Source organism: Rossellomorea arthrocnemi (genome assembly GCF_904424705.1).
Classification (GTDB): Bacteria; Bacillota; Bacilli; order Bacillales; family Bacillaceae_B; genus Rossellomorea; species Rossellomorea arthrocnemi.
This window is the reverse complement of sequence record NZ_CAJGBF010000004.1, coordinates 71,065-95,681: the sequence shown is the minus strand read 5'-3', so window position 1 is coordinate 95,681 and position 24,617 is coordinate 71,065. Positions and strand designations below refer to the sequence as shown.

General features: G+C 40.0%; 12 protein-coding genes. 2 read left to right on the top strand and 10 right to left on the bottom strand.

Features of this window, described 5'->3' with window-relative positions:
• Positions 1 to 91: 91 nt before the first annotated feature.
• Positions 92 to 1,336, bottom strand: coding sequence for a helix-turn-helix domain-containing protein (locus BAA9072_RS07860; RefSeq protein ID WP_230980802.1), 1,245 nt, complete (start codon positions 1,334 to 1,336; stop codon positions 92 to 94).
• A 233-nt stretch (positions 1,337 to 1,569) separates the two neighbouring features.
• Between BAA9072_RS07860 and BAA9072_RS07855 the strand changes: the two genes are divergently transcribed.
• Positions 1,570 to 2,796 carry a helix-turn-helix domain-containing protein gene (locus BAA9072_RS07855; protein WP_201714133.1) on the top strand — a complete coding sequence of 409 codons (1,227 nt, stop codon included), beginning with the start codon at positions 1,570 to 1,572 and terminating at the stop codon, positions 2,794 to 2,796.
• A gap of 54 nt (positions 2,797 to 2,850) precedes the next feature.
• Here the strand turns inward: BAA9072_RS07855 and BAA9072_RS07850 are convergent, their stop codons facing one another.
• The 7 genes from BAA9072_RS07850 to aspA all read right to left on the bottom strand — a co-directional run bounded on the left by BAA9072_RS07850 (position 2,851) and on the right by aspA (position 22,072).
• Positions 2,851 to 7,026 carry a S8 family serine peptidase gene (locus BAA9072_RS07850; protein ID WP_201714132.1) on the bottom strand — a complete coding sequence of 1,392 codons (4,176 nt, stop codon included), beginning with the start codon at positions 7,024 to 7,026 and terminating at the stop codon, positions 2,851 to 2,853.
• Positions 7,027 to 7,754: 728 nt separating this feature from the next.
• The gene (locus BAA9072_RS07845; RefSeq protein ID WP_201714131.1) at positions 7,755 to 7,979 is read right to left on the bottom strand and encodes a hypothetical protein; all 225 of its coding nucleotides are present in this window, start codon (positions 7,977 to 7,979) and stop codon (positions 7,755 to 7,757) included.
• Positions 7,980 to 8,166: 187 nt separating this feature from the next.
• Positions 8,167 to 12,315, bottom strand: coding sequence for a S8 family serine peptidase (locus tag BAA9072_RS24580; protein ID WP_201714130.1), 4,149 nt, complete (start codon positions 12,313 to 12,315; stop codon positions 8,167 to 8,169).
• 158 nt (positions 12,316 to 12,473) lie between these two features.
• Complete coding sequence (locus BAA9072_RS07835; RefSeq protein ID WP_201714129.1) at positions 12,474 to 13,781, bottom strand: helix-turn-helix domain-containing protein; 1,308 nt, start codon at positions 13,779 to 13,781, stop codon at positions 12,474 to 12,476.
• A 370-nt stretch (positions 13,782 to 14,151) separates the two neighbouring features.
• Entirely contained in the window at positions 14,152 to 18,321 is a 4,170-nt protein-coding gene (locus tag BAA9072_RS24450) for a S8 family serine peptidase (protein ID WP_201714128.1), read from the bottom strand.
• 338 nt (positions 18,322 to 18,659) lie between these two features.
• Positions 18,660 to 19,919 carry a helix-turn-helix transcriptional regulator gene (locus BAA9072_RS07825; protein WP_201714127.1) on the bottom strand — a complete coding sequence of 420 codons (1,260 nt, stop codon included), beginning with the start codon at positions 19,917 to 19,919 and terminating at the stop codon, positions 18,660 to 18,662.
• 722 nt (positions 19,920 to 20,641) lie between these two features.
• Positions 20,642 to 22,072, bottom strand: coding sequence for an aspartate ammonia-lyase (gene aspA, locus BAA9072_RS07820; protein WP_201714126.1), 1,431 nt, complete (start codon positions 22,070 to 22,072; stop codon positions 20,642 to 20,644).
• Positions 22,073 to 22,406: 334 nt separating this feature from the next.
• On the opposite strand from aspA, the gene BAA9072_RS07815 reads away from it, so the two are divergent.
• Entirely contained in the window at positions 22,407 to 22,829 is a 423-nt protein-coding gene (locus tag BAA9072_RS07815; protein WP_201714125.1) for a VOC family protein, read from the top strand.
• An 85-nt stretch (positions 22,830 to 22,914) separates the two neighbouring features.
• Here BAA9072_RS07815 and BAA9072_RS07810 read toward each other — a convergent pair whose 3' ends face one another.
• Both BAA9072_RS07810 and BAA9072_RS07805 read right to left on the bottom strand, forming a co-directional pair.
• Positions 22,915 to 23,880: an alpha/beta hydrolase gene (locus BAA9072_RS07810; protein ID WP_201714124.1), complete on the bottom strand. Its 966-nt coding sequence runs from the start codon at positions 23,878 to 23,880 to the stop codon at positions 22,915 to 22,917.
• Complete coding sequence (locus BAA9072_RS07805) at positions 23,877 to 24,509, bottom strand: GNAT family N-acetyltransferase (RefSeq protein WP_201714123.1); 633 nt, start codon at positions 24,507 to 24,509, stop codon at positions 23,877 to 23,879. Before BAA9072_RS07805 ends, BAA9072_RS07810 begins: the two co-directional genes overlap by 4 nt.
• Positions 24,510 to 24,617 lie beyond the last annotated feature (108 nt).

The following is a 24,617-nucleotide window of genomic DNA, read 5'->3' as shown; positions in this document are numbered from 1 at the left end:
CAGGAACTCACTTTGTATAAACATTCAAAAAACTCCCCAATTTTGGGGAGTTAATAGTATTTTCAATATAAAATTTTAAAGATGTCCGATATCATGTACTTAATATTTTATAGTATTTCTCATCATGTTGTGGTGTGGCGTAGGCTCTGAATAACCAAAATGCCACCAGACATTTTTTCAACCTTTCAATATTTCCAATTTTCATTGATGAGTCTGCCACTTCCAATAGTTCATTCAGACCTTCATCATATTTACTGTTTTTACATTGAAATAAAGCATGGGCGTAGCGAAAGTCTAAATACCTTTTTTCTTTTAACCACGGTTCCTTACTGACGGACATATCCCGGATGACGTGTTTGAACCTGTCAATTAATTTTTTGGCGTCCTCTAATCGATTTAATTGAATGTACGTTTCGAAAATCCTGGGTAAGCCGGCATATATATCGTCCCTGTTTTCCAACCAAGAGAGATACTCATCCACATATTCCAATTGTCCAAAATCCAAGAGTGCAACATAACGGTTTCCAACAGCCATTTCCGCGTAAAAATGATTTACTTGTGCATATTTCTTTATAATTCCCAGCACTTCTTCAAGACTTCCGCCCAATCTTGAAAGAGCAAAACCCTTGTACATGAGCGCCCGGCCATAATACTCACCTACATCCTCCATTTTTTCCAGTTTTTCTGCATAATTCAGAACCTGTCCCCATTCCTCACGCCGATAGTAGTCTGCCATGATCCACATGCAGGCTTCCTGTCTTATCTCAGTCGGCATGTAGGCTAATTGGTCTAACACATAAGATAGTGCATGCTGTCCTTTGTCTGTTCCTCTTACAATATAAAACCTCCTGAAGTAGCTTATTGCAACTTGTTCTGAAAAACGATCCAAATCGCTTTCAATCACCACTTCGTAGAGAGGAAGAGCCTTCTCCCCCTTTCCTTCCCGAAAGACCCTTTCAGCAACGGAAAAGATATAAAATAAATTTTTTTTTCTAATCGTTTTTGATTTTTCCTCCAACATTACATTTACTAGGTCTTTGGAATGCTTCTTGTACCCCTCTGCTACACACTTATACAAGAACTTTATACTCCTGCGTTTGTCCGCCCGGTTTCCTTCATTTAAGCACTCCTCAATATAGTAGGGATAGAACGTCCCTTCAGAGAGTCCTAATGCGTGCGTAAGGGCATCCAAATATTGCAATGAAAGAGGCTGTTTATGATTGAGAATACGGCTGATCTCACTGACATGAATACCAGATTCCCTGGAAAGTTCTGTTTTATTCCAATTTTTCATTTGCATATACTTTTGAATTTCTTGATAGAGAGCAGCATTCATTTGATTCACCTGTTCCTTTTCATTAAACGAATTGAGCTGTTGCCATGAACAAACTCTCTGAATTGTTGTAAATTTGATAGAATTTTTCAAAAATATTATCCCATCAAATTTAATTATAATCAAAGGAAAATGATAGAAAATGGGCAAGAAGAGATACGTAACAGGCTTTGTTGATACCTTGAATGGAAGGTATTTATTCATTACTATTCTTTCAATTATGGAGTGGATTTGGCATGGATAAAGGAAAAATCATTAAATTTTACCGTCAGAAAGCCAAACTAACACAAGAACAGCTTGGAAACGGGATTTGTTCAAATACACATGTTAGTAAAATCGAACAGGGGAAAACGGACTATTCTTCAGAAATCACCGCTTTGTTTTCTAAACGGCTCGGGATTAATATTGAAGAGGAGTTAACGCGGTACCAAAGTATCAAGAGGCTCCTTCACTGTTGGCATGATGCGATGATCAGAGAACGCGATGAAGAAATCGAATCGATAAAAAATAAATTGGAGGAAGAACCATTATTAACAATCAGTGACTATCAAGTTCTTTATGAACTCCTGAATGCAAGATACCATCTACAGCACCATGAACTAAAGCAAGCTGATCAAATCATAAAAACGGTTAAAAAAAATCATAAACAATTGCCTCCGTACGAAAGAAATTTACTCAAGCACTTATCCGGTATGTATTACCTGTCCAAAAAAGATGTAGTACAAGCACTCTCTGCCTTAGGAACAATTAACATTGAAGAGTATAATAATGAAGAGTACTTCTTAACCTTAGCGACCTCCTACCTTGCCTCAGGTTCAAAGGTAATGGCTTATTACTATGCAGAAAAATCATTACGATTTTTTATCAATAGTAATAATCTGCTTAAGATGATCGATTCCGAAATAATTATGTTGATGACGCGTGAGTGTGACGGGTACAGCGATTTTCAACAGAAAGTCGAACAATATGATGCGTTAATTCAAACATGCGATTTATGTCATGCTTTTGACAAGAAAGCACGGGTGCTTCATAACTTAGCTTATGAATACTATAATCGAAGCGAATATGAATCAGCAAAAAGACTATACCAACAATCCATGAGCCTGAAAGAAAAAAACTCCACATGTTATTTAACCTCTCTTGAAGGTTTCATCCGGAGCAGCCATTACGGTCATTTATTAACAAGTAATGAACTAGAAAAGCTTGTATACGAAGGGATTTCCATTGCAAGGGACCTCCATGAATATTTATATACTATCAGTTTTAAACTTCTCCATCTTCTACTAAGTAACCAACATACTAACTATTATCACTACCTCATCACTAACGCCTTACCCTACATGAAGAAACGTGGTTATGTATCGTTGGTCCAACAATATGAAAAGGAACTTTTTCATTATTACATAGAAACAGAAGAAACCCATAAGGCTCTTGAGCTTGCGACAAAAGTTTTTTCTGATTAATTAATAATGGAAAATAAATGCCAGGGATGCACCCCTGGCATTTATTTGTGTTCACTAATTTAGTGTCTCAAGACCAATAGAACGGAATAATTTTTCTAACGTAACCTTGCCATGTTTTTCTTTTGGTTTTTTATTCTCTTTGGCATCAGGTCCTTTTTCCAAGAAATTTTTCTCGATGAAGCGAAGATCCGTTTCATCTACTTTTCCGTCTTGGTTTATGTCTCCCTTGTTAACCCCTACATTTTCTTTTCCGTATGAGAAAACGGAGATGATCGCGTCTTGGATATCAACCATCTTGTCACGATTCACATCACCAGCCTGAGCTTTGTCCATATCAACGTACTCTCGTACACCGGCTAGTTCTCCATCGAACTCTTTTACTAGTTTCGTCGATAACTTGCTCGAGAGATGACCTGGTACCTCCACATAGATATCATACTCCTTATCTGATAACGGAAGGTTATCGATTGTAAAGCGTCCATTATCAAAAATTTCAGATGCTTCATAGGTTTCACCATCCGCCGCTTTTGCATATACTTTCGCACCAAGCTTAGAATAGTCGATTGAATGATCCAATTGTCCATTTTCTTTATAGAAAGCTTCAGGCTCAATCATTCCACTCACTTCAGAATGTCCAGCTAGAATCCTAAATGACTTGTCTTTTAATACTCGGATAATGGAAGGATCAGAATCTGATGTTTTCTTATACTTAAAAGAACGCGTTTCAAATGTCATGTCCTGCGGGGCGTAGGATTCGTCACCAATGACTTTGAACGTGACATCTAAGAATGGCAGATCTTGATCGAGTTTCAACTCATTTTGGTCAATCGAAGCCCCTACTTTGACTTTCATTCCAGAGTAATCTTCAGTGACTGTTGGTTCAGATAAGTTAACTGATGCCCCTTTTTGCTCAGCGTATTGCTTAAATTCCTCATTGACTTTGACATTTTCAAATTCAAACAAACTTTTATAAAAAGGAATGCTGAATTCCCCGGAGGCTAGCTGCTGAACATTGTTCAAATTCAATGTCATCGTAATTTCGTCACCCAGACGGAGCTTATCTTTATCATAATTTGGAACCACATATTCTGTTCCTTCTTTTATGAACATGTAGTTCTTAATGCCTCCTGGATATTCTTCGGATGCTGTAGCATTATTAAAGGCAAAAACGTTGGTATCTAAATAGGTCATGCTGTCAATTCTTTCCTTCATAGCAGGGAGTCTAAAGTTTCCTTCACTATCCAGGTTAAGAAATAAATGCTCATAGAAGCTATATTCCCACCAAAGTACACCATGGATTGATTGATCAATATTGATACCTTTTTCTTTGAGCTTGTCGACGTCATCATCGTATACATTTCCATGTACCCATATTGCTTGGCCATCATATCCATCTTCTGTCGTATACATTGAATCATTTACTTCATACAGACCAGGTTCCATGGATAATTCTACTTTTGGAGGCGTATTGTCAATCATAACAATGTCGTCCTTACTATATGCTTTACCCTGCTCATCATACCCGATCATTTCAAACGTATAAATACCCTGCGGCAATTTCACCTTTTCCTCAGAAACTGGCTGGGAAGGATCATTGGTGAATGGGTATACCAGTCCAGTAAACATTTTATCTCCCCAATAATCAATACCAGTCAATAAATGGCTTGCATCAATGGTTCCCATAAATCCAATTGCTTCTCCAGATTTTCCATCTCTCACCAACATATCAATCGTCTTTAATGGGCTTGATAAATTGATGATTGCATTGGTATATGGCGTCGTATACGGATGAATATTGACGGGATCATTCGTAATCATCGGTCTTGTCAATTCCATCTTCTCAAATCCTTTATCTGTTACACGGATGGCAAAAGGGATTTGGTAGTTCTCTTCTTCATTTTTCGAATTGACAAGGTGAATGTATCCTTCATAACGTCCTAATTCCGCAACTTCTGAAACACGAATAACCGGCTCAATTTCTGCAGATTTTCCTGCTTCTACAGAAATCGTATCGGGCATCGTTACTTCTACCCCATTTTTGCCGGCATCTTGAATCTGTCCCTTAGCCGGTAGAAATTCAACATTTGTGATAAATTCCTTCGTATCTTTTTCATTTAAATTTTGTATTACAACTTTTCTGCTGTCTTCAATATGTCCTTCTTCCTCTTTAAAGTGAGTGCCAAAAGCAATGGAACCTGTTTCTTCATCGATTTCGACAAGGCTGCCATCTTGTTCATGCATCGTTTTGTCCAGAACCTTCACCAATGTATCCGCATGGGCTGCCTCATGAACATCAATCCGGCCAGCGCCAACTTCATTAACAGAATAGTCACCATTCATTTCATCAGCAGTATTCATCAACGCTTCCTTCACTTCAAAAGGTGTGTATTCGGGATGAGCTTGCATGATGAGTGCTGCAGCACCTGCTACATGAGGAGAAGCCATTGATGTTCCACTTAGAAGGCCATATGCAGCATCATAACTTTCTCCCTCTTCGGGATGATTGATAAACTCAGGAAAAGTTGAGGATATCGCCACACCTGGTCCTACGACATCTGGTTTAATGTCATCATTCCCGTGAGCTGGCCCTCTCGAACTGAATTCCGCTAAGTGATCTCCCCCTGTCTTGACGCTTCCTAACGACTCAAAGGTAATTTCTGCTTGTGATTTCAGTTGTTCCCCTTCAGCCTTTGATAGGCGGAAAGCAGGTATATAATTAGTCCCTTTGCCTATAAAAGCTTCTATTTCACCATCCACATTGTTATAAATTATCGCCGCTTTAGCACCTGCATCTTTTGCGTTTTGCACTTTTTCATCGAAAGTAATGAGTCCGCGTTCTATGAACGCTACCTTACCAGCTACATCAACATCTTTAAAATCGCTTTGTGTCCCGATCCCCACTTCCACAATTGGAAGGGTCATATTCTGGAGGTCTTCCAAGTTATCTGTGAAATTTTGTGCTAACAGCTTCATATCCTTAATTTCTTGATCTCCCGAATTGGCAGTAATGGTCGGGATCGTTACTGACACATCGCTGGCACCAACTGTTATTCCTAATGCAGACGATCCTGGAGATCCCAGTGTTTTTTCATTAGGGCCTGTGTTACCTGCCGCAACGACCGTAACCACACCAGAGAGCATGGCATTGTTAACCGCTATAGACGACGGATTAAGAGGGTCATTAATATTCGACCCTAGAGACAGGTTGATAACATCCATACCATCTGTTACCGACTTGTCAATCCCTGCCATTACAGCAGCGGTCGATCCACTTCCATATGGACCCAACACTCTGTACACATAAAGATCGACATCAGGGGCTACCCCCTTTACGGCCGCTGGAGAATTGTTTTCCTTGGATGCCGCGATGGACCCGGAAACGTGTGTTCCATGGTATGTATAATAACTGGAACCATTGAATTCAGGCTTCCCGGAATCCTTCCACTCTTGATAAGTCGCCTCCATCGGATCTGAATCATTATCGACAAAATCGTATCCGCCTTTATAAGAGTCTTTTAAATCCGGATGGTTATAGTCAATACCTGTATCAATAACCCCTACTTTAATCCCTTCACCTGTAATATTCTCTTGATGAAGCTTGTCCGCACCAATTTGTGAAAGACTGTCATCTGCATGGGATGGAGTCCCTGAATTCATTTCTTTTGCCTCTTGTGGGAGATCAAGCTTAACTTCATTATCCTTCCATACTCGTTTCACGACTCCTGTACTGAGCAGTTCTTGAACTGCCCTTGCCGGCAACGTCATCGCTACCCCATTGAATGCTGCGTGGAATTCTTTCGTTATCTTGCCATCTTCCATTTTTTCATCATCTGGCCTGTTTAATTTTTTGACCTTTTTCCACTCTTTTTTAAACGTATCATGCTCGCTTTCTGCTTTTTCTTTTGCAGAAGATAAAGACATTTTTTTCCCTTTGACAGCTTGCTTTGCAACTTCTACTTTTGCAGGAGCCTGATTAAATTCGACGATTACGTCAACCATTTCAGAGCTGTTTTGGTTTATCTCGGGTGATATGGTGAAACCAGGCGAGATTTCCAGCTCTTTCAATGCCTTCCTTTGCTGATCCGTTAAGTTCATCAACATCTGCTCTACATTTTTCTGTTTATTCTGAAAATTTTGCTCAGCAATTGCTCCTGATGGCAAACCTGCAGAAACTAGCAAACTAGCAATTAACGTGCCCTTAAATATGGGTTTAAGCCTTTCTGTCTTCATACTATTCCCCCTGATTGTCTTTAATGTTTAACACTACTAATTAACGGGTGACAAAAGAGACATACAACCAACTAGTAAATAGATCTATTCAAAGTAATGGGTACCCTAGTTAAAATTTTATATAACCATCCATATCGGGACAATGGGGGGAATTGTTTGATAATATCCGTTTTTTTACAATTGAACCTGACTTGACTATAGGGAAAATGAACCACTTCTAATTCTTGATCAATAGGATTAGATTGGTTTTGACGTTTGTGTCAATAACTGTCTCCCTGCCATATTGAGTAGGGAACATGGAAAGAATACTATATATTAGTCTATTATCCTATGAACCTGATACTATCAATACATTACAATGGCAATAGGCTTCAGGGCCTGAAAATTCAAAATAAAATTCCCCCAAAAGGAACTATCATGTAGGCTAAGCGGGGTGTGACGAGACTTGAGCATACGAAAAAAACTTGGAATAATAGGATATTCCAAGTTGCGTTTATTCCTGATATCAGTATCAGCCAACTAAAACCTAATTTACTATTCGTCCGTTCTAATGCAAGAGCTATTATCCCCCACGTTTCTTTCTGGATTAGCGAGAAGTAAGAAACCGACTCCAAAGATGGGTAATAGGGCTGAGGATATTATGAATGCAAGATTTGCACTAAGAATTTCCTGCCGGTTGAACAAAGTTCCCCAAGAATATTTAAAAAGAAACCACGGAAGGAAGATTGTTAATAAAGCGGCTGATTGTTCTGGCAAGGTGGAAAACCATTAATATCTTGAATCATATAATAATCATACTGTTTTAGGGCGAATTGCGTTTGATACAAATATTCAATAACAAGAACCTTGGATCCCGAAACACCGCACAGGACCCCTGATGTTCCCTGCCCATTTGATAAAGAAATTCCTACAGGCTGACCCGTTAAATATCTGATTTTTTGTTGCCAAGGCATAATCATCACTCCTTTATGTTAATCCTATTACGTTGGGAATGATTAGTGCCTGTTTCGCCTTATCTTCATGATGAATTTATTGAAAGCTGTGATTGGTTACCTCATGTTTGATCAGTTGTCCATTATACCTACCGGAAGCTTTTCTCCATAAAAAAAAGCAACGACCATTGGCCGTTGCTCTCTATCCTTACTGAATATTTAATTCCTCCAACACACTTTCCAATGTTTGTCCATTTTGTGTTTTCAGAGGTTCTGGAGAGTTATCCATCCAAGGATTTTGCATCATGTAATTATTGATGACAAATTGCATATCCTTTCCGTCTACTACTCCATCAAAGTTAATATCTGCTTCGCGTTTGTCTGTGTCCCAGTTTGATTGAATGGAAAGCGCGTCTTTCACATCAATCACATTATCTTGGTTCACATCTCCAGCAGGTGCAGGTTCAGGAAAGATTGCTTTCCCATAAGGTTTCACTTCACCATTTTCTATCAACCCGACTGTAAATGTTTTCTTCACCTTGAAATGTCCCGGCGTCTCCACCTCGAAAGTGAATGGTTTGTCCGTTAGTGGTAATTTAGCTGAGAAGAAAGCAGTAGTCGTATAGTTTTCTATTCCAAAACCGTTTGGATATTCTTTTCCTGCTTCATCTGTCACTTTTACTTTTGTGCCTGCTTTTACATAATCAAATTGTGTTAATGGCTCCTCTGGTACCCAAGGATTCTTAAATGCTTCAGGAAATACATGCGATTTCAAAACCGAGTACGTCCGCTCTACATGGTAAGGGATACTAATACCAGTGACGGATTTCATCGTATCATCTATGTTGGTATATGATACATCGAATTGATTGAAAGTTGTATCCAACGCGTTAGAATCCTCGTTTACTTTGTATGTGATGTCTACCATTGGAACCTTTCCTGATACCCCTGTTTGTCCAGCATCACCTGTTACAGTTGCGGTAATGGTCGTTTTCACCATCGTCTTTCCGTCGATGGTTACATCCGAATTTACTGTTTGAATATCCAGTTTTCCATTCAATGTTGCGTGGGGGTTAATGCTTGTTACATCTACGTTCGATGGATTCACAAAGGAATACACCGCTTGCTTCATGTTTGTCATATTGTTCATCGAAAGAGTAACGGTCACCGAATCCCCCGCAGTTACCTTCTTTTCGTCTGGAATAGCTGTTCCATACTGAGTCCCTTGTTTCACATAATATACCTGTTTATAACTAGAATAGTTCCTGACTGTTGCCATATTTTCTGCATACATTTTCACTGGCAGCACTGAAACACCCGGGATCAGTGAAAGTTCTGTCGTAAAATTTCCGTCAGCGTCTAATGGAACTTCGGTGCTGTATCTACCAAACTCGTAAACAAACTTATTATTAGCTTGAGACACATCCATACCGCCGGCTTTCATTTCTTCTACACCTGGATCGTAAACAGAACCGTTTAATGGTAACGTTGTTTGATCCGGACTATATTCTACTACACCAGAGTCTACGTTGAGATCGAGGGCTGGCTGGGTAACGCTATAGTAAACCGGGGCATCTGAGGTAAAGGTTTTCCCTTGATCATTTGTCCCTACCATTCTGATATTGTATAGTCCCGGATCGGTTTGTTCCTTATCATACGCGATTGGCTGATCCGGATTTCCTGTTAACGGATGGTAATAACCTTCGTTCAGCACACCTCTTAGATAGTATTCAATATTTTCATCGGCACCCATTCCGTCAAATGAACCAAGAAAACCGATTTCTTTGTTCGTTTTTGGATCGACAAGGAAGAGATCCATTGAACGCATATGAGATTTCAATTGGAAATTAAGGCCGACTGACCATCGGATGCCATTATAACCAGCCTCGACAGCGGTCGTAAAAGCAGGCGGATTTACCTCAATATGATCAATGCCTTCTTCTGCAGTATGAATGCCAAATGGAACACGATACGTTTCATCCGGATTTTCTTTATTTGTATACACCACATAGCCTTCATAGTTTCCTATATCAGCCGTTTTCGGAACTAACATGGTAACCGCAGTTTTCTTTTTCTTACCTGCCTTCACTTTCAGCGTGTCCTTTGTCTCCACGGTGACACCGTTGGCCTTCGCATCGTTTGCCACACGGGAATAATCGTTATCAAACCTTTTTCCAAGAGTTTGGAATTCGACCTTCACGTCGAACGTTTTCGCTTCTTCGCTGCTGTTGTACAGTGTGACCGAACGTGTCTCTCTTATATGCTTTCCATTGACAGTCTTAGCACCAAAGCTAAGGGCACCTGTCGTCTCTTTAATCGTTTGGATTCCCTCATCTGAAAGAGTCGACGCTCCTCCATCACTCGTTTTTGTCTCGTCACTTACTTGAATATTTGCTTGTGCATGAATCGCTTTATACGGATCCACACGACCTGCGCCAACTTCAAATACGCTGTAATCTCCATTTAATGGAGCTGCCGTATTCATGAGCCTTGTTTTGATCTCGGCAGGCGTCATGTCAGGGTCAGTTTGTTTTAATAGTGCCGCTACCCCTGCAACATTTGGCGATGCCATGGATGTACCGGATAAACGTTCATAAGCATTTTTGTAGTTCCCGATTTGGTCTTCTCCATGCACATAGGATGGTACCGTAGATAAGACTGACACCCCGGGTGCAGTTACTTCAGGCTTTATATCATATAAGACACGGGATGGGCCTCGAGAGCTGAAGTCAGCTAGAACGTCCCCTCCGGTCACCACTGGATCACCTAACTCATCAAAGGAGAACGTTGCACTCCCAGAAGCCAGCGCTTCCTTCATTTCTGCTCCTTTTTCATCGCTTATAGAGAATACAGGAAGAGAGTCAAAACCTTCTCCCAAATACACATCTTCCAGCGGATAGGCATTGTATAATAGAAGAGCTTTCGCCCCTTCTTTTTTCGCATTTTTTATCATAGAGCGAAGATCAATATATCCACGTGTGTCAAGAATCACTTTCCCTTTCACATCTTTGTCAGAATAAGAACCGTTTTCTCCATCTACAACCTGTAAATTTTGTCCTTTTAGTTCTTCTATATTATCGTCAAATCCTCTGGCAATTAGCTTTAAATCCGCTGATACATTTTCATCTGCATGGAGCGTACCTGTAAATGTCGGAATCGTGACAGAAGTATCGTTTGCCCCGACAGTAAGCGCAAGTGGAGAGGTACCAGGTGAACCAAGTGTATACATTCCATTTCCTGAGTTTCCTGCTGACACTACTGCCGTTACACCTGCAAGGACAGCATTGTTAACGGCAATACTTGTCACATAAAGCGGGTCGTTGTAATTTGCACCAAGGGACATGTTAATAACATCCATATCGTCTTCCACTGCTTGATCAATCCCGGCTAAAATCGCCCCCGTACTGCCTGTGCCTTGAGGCCCTAATACACGGTACGCATAAATATCAGCATCCGGCGCTACACCGGTTACTGCATAGTCTGATTCGTTCTTACCTTGTCCGGCAATGATTCCCGCTACATGCGTTCCATGCTCCGTGAAATACGGTGTTCCTGTTGCCGGCTTTCCTGCTTTCACCCAATCATCAAAGGTTGTTTCCATTGGATCATTATCGTTATCCACAAAGTCATATCCGCCTTTATAGGCGTCTTGTAGGTCAGGGTGATCATAGTCGATTCCAGTATCTAAAATCCCTACCTTCACACCTTCTCCGGTAAAGCCTTCATGATGGAGTTTTTCAATACCTGGAAAAGTGGTATTCGTATGCGTTACTTCCTTCTGCTTCGATTCTTCTTCTGTGACAGGCGGCTCGATGTGAACTTCCTTATCACTCCAGACAGCCTTCACCGCCTCAGAATCAAGCAGTGCTTTTGCTTTATTGGCTGGGATCGTCATTGCCACCCCATTAAAGGCATGCTTGTAGGCCTGCTTGATTTTGAAAGGGGATTTCTTTTGTTTCAAATCATTCTTGAAAATCGTTTGAAGATCTTTCTGGAAGGTTTCATGTGCTGCGTCTACTTTTTCTTTTGCTTTCGTCTTAGACAGTTTTTTCCCTTCTAACTCCGCTTCCAGCACCGCTGTCTTTTCCGGCTTATCCTGAAATTCTACAATGACAGAAATAGTATCGTTACTCTTTTGATCTACCTCTGGAGAGAGCTGCAGTCCTCCCTGGTCATTCGTTTGTAATTGTTTAATCGCTTGACGCTGTTCTGGAGTAAGCTTTGACAGTACTTGATCAATGTTTGAAGATGGCTTTGCATGAACGTGGTGAGTTAGTGAAGCTGGTGCAATACTGCTGCCTACTAGACCAGCACTGAGTGCCAACAAAGTGACATTTTTAGTCATTCTCTTTTTCATCCGCCTTTTCCCTTCTTTCTTCATTTGTTATATTCATACTATTTAAATTTGATAGAATATAACTTTTGCAAAATTTCATCAAATTCAGTTTTTTTGTTAAGAGAGTTTCAGTTTGTCATTTTTCTAAATCACCTATTCTTACTTAATTACTAGGAATATTAAGTAGAAATAGAATGGTTACGTCGCTGTGTATAACTATATTCATTTATTTCTTCGTGTTCATTTATACCTAAGAGTTGTATGTATTTGTTTCTTTGGTCATCTGTCGCATGGTGCCTGTATCTCCAATAAATGAGAAGACATTTTTTAAATCTCTCTATATTACCTATTTGGTTTGCTGTATTCGCCACATTTAATAGTTCATCCAATCCTTCCGGCAATAAAAGGGTTTCACACTGGTACAGAGCATAGGCATATCGAAAATCTAAATTCACCTTCTGTTTTAGCCACAGTTCTCCACCAATTGGCATGTCATCAAGGATATGTTGATACCAATCCAAGAGCCGTTTCGCATCTTCTATACGTTTCAATTGAACATATGCCTCTAGCACTTTTGGTAAACCAACATATAGATCATCTCTATCTTCTAACCAGGTAAGATACTCATCTGCATACTCCAAGTGGCCAAAATCTAAATAAGCAGCAAACCGGTTCCCAGCAGCTATTTCAGCGAAATATTCGTTTTCCTGAGCGTATCGGGCAATAAGAGCCAATACTTCTTCAAGTGAACCACCCAGGCGTACCAATGCAAAACTTTTATACATAAGGGCTCTTGCATAATACTCACCCTCCTTGTTCATGCTTTCCAATCTCTCCGCGTAATAGAGAACTTCTTTCCATTGCTCACGTCGATAGTAATAAGCTGTAATCCATAAATACGCTTCCATTCTAACTTCTCTCGGTAAACACATCAGGTGCTCTAACACATGCGTTAGGGCTATTTGTGCATTCTCAGTCATTCTCACGATATAAAACCGCCTAAAATAACTAGTTGCCAGTTGTTCTGAAAAATCATTCGGTTCTTTTTCAACAATCAACTCATATAGAGGTAATGCTTTCTCTTCTTTGTTGGTATTAAACAGCTTTTCCGCGACGGAAAAAATGTAGGTCAAATAGGTTGAACGGACCGTATCTGACGATTCTGCCCCCATGGCAAGCAACAGAGCACGTTTCTGCTCCTCGTAACCAAGCGTTATACACTTATACAGGAACTGGATACTTCTGCGTTTATCCAATAGTTGGTGCTCATTAAAGCATTCCTCTACATAAAACGGATAAAGAGAACCTTCCACTTGCCCGAGAGCAGCTGTAATGGCATCCAGATGTTTTAGTGAAAGTGGTTGCTTGTGATTAAAAATCCGACTGATGTCACTCATATGAATCCCCGATCGTTGTGCTAAGTCTATCTTTCTCCACCCCACCTTTTCCATCGAGTGCTGAATCTTCTGAAACAACGTTGCATTCATTTTTCTCACCTGCTATTCGCATTCTGATTCTTTCTTATTTTGTGCACGCTATACGACGATAAAACTTCATTCTTCACTATCCAGATCGTTTCCATTTCATTCTATTATGATTTGATATGATTTTATTTCTGAGGAATTTCATCAAATTGATTGGTCACTTATTTAAAAAAACTCCATTCTTCAGGACTGGCTGTTGTTCTGAAGAGAAAACGTGAAATATCAAATCGAGAGGATAAGGTCATACCCTCACCGGAAACAACTGCTCTTACATAAGTTGAGGATAATTTGTTGGAGAAGTCTAGTGGACTGCCGGAGGGGATTACTTAACACAAAAAGGAGATGCCCTATAAGGCACCTCCTTCATTTCTTGTTATTCTTCTAATTCAAGTCCAATTGAACGGAATAATTTTTCCAAAGTCACCTTACCATGCTTTTCTTTTGGCTTTTTATTCTTTTTGGCATCTGGACTTTTTTCTAAGAAGTTTTTCTCGATGAATCGAAGATCTGTTTCATCGACCTTTCCGTCTTGGTTAATGTCTCCTTTATTGACGCCGATACCTTCTTTTCCATAAGAGAATACGGAAATAATGGCATCTTCAATATCAATCATACTATTTCCATCAACATCACCAGCAAGGTTTATCTTGTAACCTGTTGATATAAACTTCCCATAATGATTTCCTTTTAATGAATATCCGGATATAAAACTTGTGCTTGTTTTTAAGTGTCCTGGAACGTCCACTATTACATTGTACGTCCTACCATCCGCAGGTACACCTGAAATGGAATATTTCCCACGCGAATCAATCGTTCCTTCGTACTTTTCACCATCCGGAGATAAAGCATATACTTCCGCTCCGATTTCTAAAGCGACTCCATATGGTAAAGTTGTTGAGCCTGGTTTAAGGAAGGCTTCCGGCTTCAAATACCCTTCTATTTCTGAATGTTCAGAAATGAAATCAAAGTAAGATGTACTATAGTATGGTAGAGACACCGGCTGGGAACCCCCCGCTTTTGTGTAGTTAGAAGTTGTTACATTCAATTTGTCATTTCCATAGAACCACCTATCCTTAATGACCTTAAATGTAACCTCCAAGAACGGCATATCTTCATTCAGCCCGGTAAATTCATCCCCATTTATCTCTGCCCCCACCTTTACAGTAGAGTAAAAACTGCCTTCTTTCACTTCGGCTACTTGAAGGGAGGCTTCAAGACCATTTTCTTTTGCATATTTCTTCACTGCCTCATTCAACTTAACTGATTCAAACGAATATTGTTCCCCTTTGAATTCGACAGTGTACTCTCCAGAAACCAGATTCTTTACGTTATTCAGGCTCAGTGTCATCGTAACCGTATCGCCTAATTTTACTTCTTTCTTGTTGTAATCGGAAGTCAGGTATTCAGTACCTTCTTGCAGGAAAATATATCGTTGGTAATTCACATTCGCTGCAATGTCAGTTGCTGCCAAACTTAACCTCAATGGTCCGTCAGCGATATCAGAAGGTTCAATACCAAATTCAGTATCCCCTTCTGAATCTGCAGGAGGGAAACAGCAATTAAAGTATTCTCGTGTGCCTGTTGCGATCAAGAATTTGTTCGAAGATTGATCATAGTCCATACCTTTTGATTGTAAGTCTTCCACTGTTTCATCCTGCACATTTCCGTGAAGCCAGAATGCTGTCTTTCCAAACTCTTCTGTGTACATATCTTCATTGATTTCATACACACCAGGAGCTTTATCAAATGTCACTTGCGGTTTTGTATTGTCAATGATGACAGGAGTGTCGATCGAATACATTTTTCCTTCTTCATCATACCCTATGAACTCTAATTCATAGTCCCCTTCAGGCAAATCAACGGATTGTTCTGATATCGGATTTTGTTTGTCATTTGTAAATGGATAAACGACTCCAGCGAAAACAGCAGGAATGTAATATCGGTAGTCAGGCTTTACATTCGCTTGTTGAAGGGAAGCAATGAATCCAATAGCTTCACCTGATTGTCCATCTTTCACCACAATGTCTATCCTCGTCAGCGGGTTTTTCATTTGAAATGCTGCTGTGATGAACGGGTTATAGTACTGCCACTTTGGTGTATTATTTGCTAGTGTTGGCCTGTCTGTTTCAAGATAGTCGAACCCTTTTCCCGTGACTCGAATAGCAAACGGAACCTGGTACGTTTCACTCGCGTCACTTGCATTCGTCAAATGAATATACCCTTCATAACGGCCTTCTTCTGCGTTTTCCGGAACCGTGATCGTTGGTGAAATTTCTTTCGAATTCCCACTCGGGACCACTACACTGGTCGGAACGTCTAAAACAATACCGTTTTTAGCTGAATCCTTGATGCCGGTACGTTCACCATGGTATTCGACTTCTACTTTGAAGGACTTTTCTACTCCACCATTGTTCTCTAGGATCATCTTGCTGTCAGCTTTAATTCCATTATCATTTTTGTAGTGACTTCCGAAAGAGATGGAAGCCGTCTCATCATCAACCTCTACTTCTTCACCATTCTCATTTAGATTTTTGGTTGTATCCATCACTTTGATGGATACATCGGCATGTACCGCATCATAGGCATCAACTCGTCCAGCTCCTTGTTCGAATACGGATACGTCACCATTCAAGTCTTCTGCTGTATTCATTAATGCTTCTTTTACATCAAAAGGAGAATACTCAGGGTGTTCTGAAAGAATTAGTGCTGCTACACCCGCTACATGAGGCGTTGCCATTGATGTTCCCTGAAGGCGGGCATATGCTGCAGAGTAGTCTTTCCCTTCTTCCGGACTATTGATATATTCTGGAATGGTTGAGAAAATCGCTACCCCAGGTGCCACAACATCCGGTTTAATATCATAGCTTCCAGCCACAGGTCCCCTTGAGCTGAAGCTAGCCAGGTTATCCCCCTCGGTTTGAACAGTTGCTAAATCCCCAAACGTAATGAATGCGTTATCTCCTAACTCTTTCAATCGCTCTCCATCCGCTTTTGTCATACGTAAGGTCGGGATATATTCTGACCCTTCTCCCAGATAAGCCTGAATCTCTCCGTCTATATTATTGTAGATGATGACAGCTTCTGCCCCTGCTTCTTTCGCATGTTTCATTTTCTCCACAAAGGCAATTTCACCACGTTGAATCAAGGCGATTTTACCCGTTAAATCTTTCCCTTCGAAATCAGCAGCATACCCAAGCCCAGCAAAAACCACTGATTTGGACTGATTTTGAAGAGCTGTCAAATCATCTGAAAAATTCTTCCCTAGTAATAAAACATTCTCAAATGTTTCACCATTGACACTCATGGATTGGAAGGTAGGGATATCCATGTCAAAATCACTTGCCCCAACCGTAATGCCGAGGGCCGCTGCACCTGGAGCTCCAAGTGTTCCTTCTTCCGGCCCACTGTTTCCTGAAGCCACTACGGCTACCACTCCAGAGAGCATCGCGTTGTTAACTGCAACCGAAGTCGGATATAGCGGATCGTTTGTTGAAGCACCCAAAGATAAGTTCATGACGTCCATGTCATCGATGACAGCCTGCTCAATCCCTGATAGTACACTTGTGGCTGTTCCCGAACCGTACGGACCAAGAACTCGATAGCCATATAAATCGACATTAGGGGCTACCCCTTTTACCGCATAGTCGACTGTATTCTTCTGTTCGCCGCCAATCGTTCCGGAGACATGAGTACCATGTTCCGTATAGTAGACTGTTCCAGAAGTAGGATTGACCTCAGGTTTACCTGAATTCTGCCAATCTTCATAGGTTGTTTCCATAGGGTCATTATCGTTATCAATGAAATCATAACCACCCTTATAGGCATCCTGCAAATCAGGGTGTTTATAGTCAATTCCTGTATCAAGGACTCCGACCTTAATACCTTCACCCGTTATTTCTTCATCATGGAGCTTGTCTACATTGATTTGAGGGATACTATCCATCATTTTGGATTCGGAAGCATCTCCTTCGACTTCCGGAAAATCTAGCTGAACGACTTCATCTTTCCATACACGTTTCACAACTCCAGAGTCCAGTAAACTCTTAATCTCATTTCCTGGGATGGACATCGCTACACCATTAATGGCTGAACGGTATTCTTTTGTGATTTTCGCTTCCTGTAAATGAGGGCTGGCACTTTTTTTATTTTTCATAGAATTGAATTTTTGTTTGAATTCACTGTGAGATTTCTCTACCTTTTCAGCCGCTGCTTTAGTAGTAGTACGGACTCCCTTAGCCACCTGCTTCATGACTTCAACTTTTGCCGGTGCCTGTTTGAATTCAACGATTACATCAACGAGCCCTTCATTTTCGGTATTGATATTCGGAGCGATTTCAAAATTCGGTTTCGCTTCGATCTGTTTGAGAGCACTTCTTTGCTCATCCGATAAATTCATCATCGTTTTTTCTACATCTTTTATCTGTGTGAACTTAGACGTACTAGGCGCACTTTCTGCCATAACGTTAAATGGAATTCCTGATGTGCCTAGTAGACTTGTAGCCAGTGCAACCGTCAAGATTTTGGCTGAACGCTTCTTATTCATACTCTTCCCCCTATAATATTCATCCGTAATGCAGATTTGTTTACACCCTTAATACTAATCTTCTTTTACAATTCTGTTAATTGGGAAAATTCTATACACATTCAGACATACCTCTCCCATTCCTGCCCGTTTTTTGGCATCATTCGACCTGTCAATACGTAAGGATAGATTGAAAGTTGGGAAAGTTTCTATTAAAGAAGTAATTATACCTATATATATAATCCCATATCATTTAATAGGTGTATTTTACTATCAAAGAAGTGTATATAATCCCTATTAAAATTCATAAATAATCAAAAAACAAGCAACTATTAACAGTTGCTTGTTAAACATTTTATTCAAATTTGCCCATCATGGTTAAAGAGCAATTTTTTTAATAGTTCATTGGATAAAAGAAGATATTGATTGGCAGAAGTTAAATCACCCTTTTGCTTGAAAAATCCCGCTAATCGCTCTGAATATGTTACTGCCTTATAAAGATCATGTTGTTTCATAGCAGGCAAACCACGGTCAGTCAAGTAATAAATGAGCCGTTTTTCATCTTTTATCGCCTCTAAATACAGCACCATTAACTCAACATATTCACTGGATTGCTGATCTTTAAAGTCCTTTAGAACATCCTGCATGATGTTTACTGCCTGCTCATTCTCGTTCAAATCCAGCAGTACTTGAACTACTTCAACCAATGTTCCATAATAACCGATTGTGTGCTTTTTTTTAAATTTCAGCGACTGGGTGAAATATTCTAACGACTCTTGAAGCCTTCCTTTTTTTCTATTTAACAAACCGAAATTATGAAGAGCGGTAATTTTCGTGTCGTAATCCTTTAACATCTCTGCATCGTTTAAGGCTGTATGCAGCATGTCTTCTGCCCGTTCCAGATCGTTTATGTATATTAAATTGGCGGATAGTCCTATTTTCACATGAAGGATCCGTAATATATTCCCTGTATTCTGAAAGATCCGCAATGCCTTATGGGAGTAATGGAGAGACAACGTAAAATGCTTTAATAGTCCATGATTGGCCGCTTTATAATAGTAGTAATCTGTCACTTTTTCACTGTAAAGATCAGCTCTATCCTCTATTTTGTCAAAGGTGGAAATCGCCTGTCTATATTGCCTTTTTTGTCCAAAATAAATTCCCTGAAAGAATTGCCACAGGTATTTTTCAAACGAAGAAAATTTGCTCATATTCTTTTTTAATCCATGAGATACCTGTTCATACTTGGTCGTGTTATTTGTGAATAATAGATATCGAAGCATGTAAAGTTCATATAAGTAAACCATTTCTGTACATTGAATATAGTCTCTATGCTTTTCTAACTCATGATACAGTCTTTCGGCATGATCTCGATGAAGTCTTTCTATCGCTTCATAGAATTGTGCCAACTGACGTTTTAAATCTTGGGTTATTTTCGTTTCCTCTTCGATTGAGACACCGAGTCGTTTACAAAGTAATTCTAATGTTTCCAGGTTCCCCTCTTTAGAACTATTCTCAATCTTACTTAAATGAGTGGTGGAACATATCCCTCTGCAAAGTTGCTCTTGGGTTTTATTTTGTTTTTTTCGATGGTAGTAGATAATCCTGCCGATAGACATGGTTTCATTTCCCCCTTGTATATATCTATCATTATACATAGGACAGAGGTATCTTATAAGCTATTAACTATAGATATTTAATCTTATAAATATGAATAAAAAAGGAAAAATATAAATAAATATCCTACTTTACCTTTTCAAGGGAATAGAGGCTGACTCATATCTACAATCTAATGAGCCAGTCATTTCCTTTATTTATTCACTTCTCAATTCAGCTTTTATATCTTCTAGGTCTGACCTTGATATTTATCCTTTGACTTTGGATCATCTTTCACCCCTGGATCAGTTTCAAGGAAGTTGATTTCTACTAATTCAATGGCCTTTTCATTTATATTTTCGTAAAGTTTAGATCCACTTCTTATTTACGTTCCCCAGTTTTCTTTTAGTTCAAGGGTGTCGGCCTACTAAACCTGCATCCACAAGCTTTAGGCTAGTACCTTCTAATTCTGCAAGATTATCATCATATCTTTTATACCTAGGTTAATAGAATACCATCTCCCATTTACTACATGACAAATACTCCAAAATAACGATAAAAAGTGGAATTCATATGGGAAAACTACGAACTTAGACATTTTTGTAGAGTAAAAGGAGGCCGAATAGTAAAGTGGTTTTTAGATTTATCGTTAAGTAAAAAAAGCTTCCAGAGAATTTTTACGCTCTCTGCAAGCTTTTATTTATTTTGGTTCCCCTAATTATTCGAATTGGTGAATATTGTTCCTTCATTCACGTTCAAAAAGCACACGCCCTGCTATTCCAGGATTCGTCATTTCATAAGGATTCAAGATCAAATCAAGCTCTTCCTCAGTCAAAACATCATATTCCAGGCAAAGCTCTCTTACGGATTTCCCTTTTAGAATGGCTTCCCTGGCAATACGTGACACGACCTCATATCCTAAGTGAGGATTCACAGCTGTAATGATCCCCACACTATTTTCCACATACTCTTTCATACGTGTCTCATTCGCTTCGATCCCAACAAGGCAATTATCTGTAAAGCTTCTGAACGCATTGTTCATGATGCTGATGGATTGAAGGAGATTGAATACAAGTACTGGTTCCATCACGTTCAGTTCAAGCTGGCCGGCTTCCGATGCCAAGGAGATGGTCTGATCATTGCCCATCACCTGAAAGGCTACCTGATTGATCAGTTCCGGCATGACCGGATTCACTTTACCAGGCATGATGGAAGAACCAGGCTGCCTGGATGGCAGTGAAATTTCACCCAGACCGGCGCGTGGGCCTGAAGCCATCATACGCAGATCATTGGCGATCTTGGACATATTAACCATACATACCTTCAATGCAGCCGAAACTTCAGTGTAGGCATCGGTATTTTGCGTAGCATCGACAAGGTGCTCAGCTCCGGTTAATGGCAAACCACTGATATCAGCCAGATGTTTCACGACACTCTTGATATAAACAGGATCCGCGTTCAATCCAGTTCCTACTGCAGTAGCCCCCATGTTTACTTCATAGAGATGTTCACGTGTTCGTCCGATCCGTTTTATATCGCGCTCTACCACCCTGCTATACGCTTCAAATTCCTGGCCAAGGCGAATCGGAACAGCATCCTGCAGATGAGTACGCCCCATTTTAATAACGTGATCAAATTCCTGGGCTTTCTTCTTAAAGGCGTTCAGCATATGTTCCATCGTAGCAAGAAGTTTCTCCAATAATTTAAGCGTGGAAATATGGATGACCGTCGGGAATACGTCATTGGTTGACTGTGACATATTCACGTGACTGTTCGGGCTAATCTTTCCGTATTCTCCTTTTCCATGGGACATGAGCTCCAGGGCACGATTAGCAATGACTTCATTGGCGTTCATGTTGATGGAAGTCCCTGCTCCTCCCTGGATGGGATCAACGATGAAGAATTCATGAAGCTTCCCTTCAAGGATTTCATCAGATGCCTGTACAATGGCTTGACCGATCCCGTCATAAAGACGCGTGGTTTCCATGTTCGCCAGCGCTGCTGCCTTCTTTACGACGGCTAAGGCATCAATCATCTCTTTATGAATTTTATAGCCGGTAACCGGGAAGTTTTCCACTGCCCGTAACGTTTGTATTCCATAGTACACATCTTCAGGTACTTCTTTTTCTCCAAGGAAATCTTTTTCTATTCTAAATCCAGTCATGACGTTTATCATTATTCTACTCCCCGTTTTCGATTTACAGTTGCTCAATTGATGATTCTATCAATTACTTGGTCAGTAGGCAACGATTTTGAGAGAAACACCAATAATTTCATTTTCTTCATTTTTTCATATGATTCAAATGCCCGAAGGATAAACTTCCCTCAATAAGAAAAAGGGGAGTAAAATGCAGAAGGATATCCATACAATCAACCCCCACTCTCGGTTTAGAGGGATGAGGTTCTTTAAGATTATTATTTTTTGATTTTTCTAATTTCTATTGCTAAAACTGTATATAAAAATGATACAATACAATAGAATGCCCATATCAAATTTAGGAGTGATGTACATGTCGGTCAATGTTTACCTGAACTTTAATGGCAATTGCCGGGAAGCAGTTGAGTATTATGCAGAAGTATTCGGAACGGAAGCACCACAGTTCATGACATTTGCAGAGGCACCACCCCATCCTGATTACCCTCTACCTGAAGAAGCAAAAAATCTAGTCCTACATACAAGACTTTCCATCGATGGCAGTAACGTCATGTTTTCAGATGTTTTTCCAAATATGCCTTTTGTAGAAGGTAACAATATCACCCTGGCCCTCGTAAGCGAGGATGCGGAGGAATTGACATCCCGCTTCCATAAGTTAAAAGAAGGCGGGAAGGTTGACATGGAGCTTCAAGAAACCTTCTGGAGCAAATTATATGGTCAGGTAACCGATAAATTTGGTATTCAGTGGCAGTTTAATTACGAAGCTAAAGAAGAATAAATTTCAGAAGTGGAGTAAAAGGTTATAGAAACATTTTTCTATAACCTTTTTTAACATTTCAGTATGTCGTTTATATGCATTAATTCTATTTCTCAGTGTGCAGCAAGTCCTTAAGCTTTCCGGTCATCTCCTTTAATGCACGCCGGGCTTCTTCAACACTGCCTATCATATTAACGAAACTATGGACCATATCCTCATAATGCAGATGTTCAACGGTAATCCCGGCTTTTTTCAGCCGTGCCACATATGCTATGCCTTCCTCCCTAAGTGGATCAAATTCAGCCGTAATAAGGAATGTATCCGGCAATTTTTCACAGGTTGACAGTCTTAAAGGAGAAACATATACTTCTGAACCTTCATAAGGATCATTCAAATAATGCCCCCAAAACCATCTCATTTTTTCATTTGTAAGGTTATATTGGTGATTTTCCCTATAAGAGAGTGTGTCGAAGTTATAGTCCAACACAGGTGTAATAAGAAATTGCAGGGACAGTTGATAATCTTCACTTCCGCTGAAATAGATGGAAGCCGCTGCTGCCAAGTTCCCGCCTGAGCTCTCACCGCCAACGGCTACCCTTGTCTCGTCACCCTTTAATCGAAACATGTTCCTGAAGGACCATGTTATAGCTTCAATCACATCGTGAAAAGCTGCAGGGTATTTATATTCAGGGGCCAGTCGGTAGCCAATCGATACGACAGTGATGGAGGCATGTCTTGCGAAATACCTGCAAAGGTTGTCTGAACTATCCAAATCTCCAAAGACCCATCCTCCACCGTGGGCATAAATGAGAACAGGAAATGGACCCTGTCCACTTGGTGAATAGATTCGAACCGGAATGGAATGCCCCTCTTCTGAAGGAATAAATGTATCTTCAACTTCTATTCCCTCAACAGGTATCGGGATAAAGAATTCTCTGGCTATCGTATAGTACTCTCTGGATTGCACCGGGGTCAGGATATCCAATGGGGGGTGGTTAAGTTCTTTCATTTTCTTACTAATTGTATGTAATAGTTCGCCTATTTGATGGTTTAAAGACGTTTTCACTTTCATCTGACAGGTTCTTCCCTATGAGTATTCATGGATTTCAACCATTCCACCCGTACATCAGACAATATTCTATCCATGACTGGTCCTCTTTCACCCATGATCAAGGAGGCATTTTTATTGTGCAGATTAATTTCACTAACTACCTCCCCTCCTAATTTCTTCAAGATTGGAATCACGATTCTATTACGAATATCAGGTTCTCCAACAATTCTGCCCGTATCCTTATATTGGTCAAACAGAAAGGTAATCATCGACCTGATGATAGAAAGCCCATCTTCTCTATTCAAGTAAGCTTTGGGCCCAATGAGCAAGTGCATCCCTAAATCGCCATTTTGATATTCGTAAAATTCCCTGATTGGATCATTTTCAATGGAATATGCGATTAAATAACACACTTGTTCTCCGTTCATCGTTCCGATATATATATCTTTATGCTCTGTTGCAATAGACTTCCGTAACCATTGCTTAAACTCCGGCAACGGCAGGTTCAATTTCCAGAATGGGGCAATATGTGGTTGATGCATCCACCCATACAAAGTGGCCAAATCCCTGTCAAAATCAACGGGGCGGAATAAAAAATTATCTGCTTTGTTCTCTTTTAAGATAAAAAATTCTGTTTCATTGACTTTCATCTTGAACTAACCTCCTGGACTATAATGATAATGATAATGATTATCATTATCATATGTACTGATATTATATGAATATGGAACTGCGCTTGTCAATCAACCTTTTGTCCT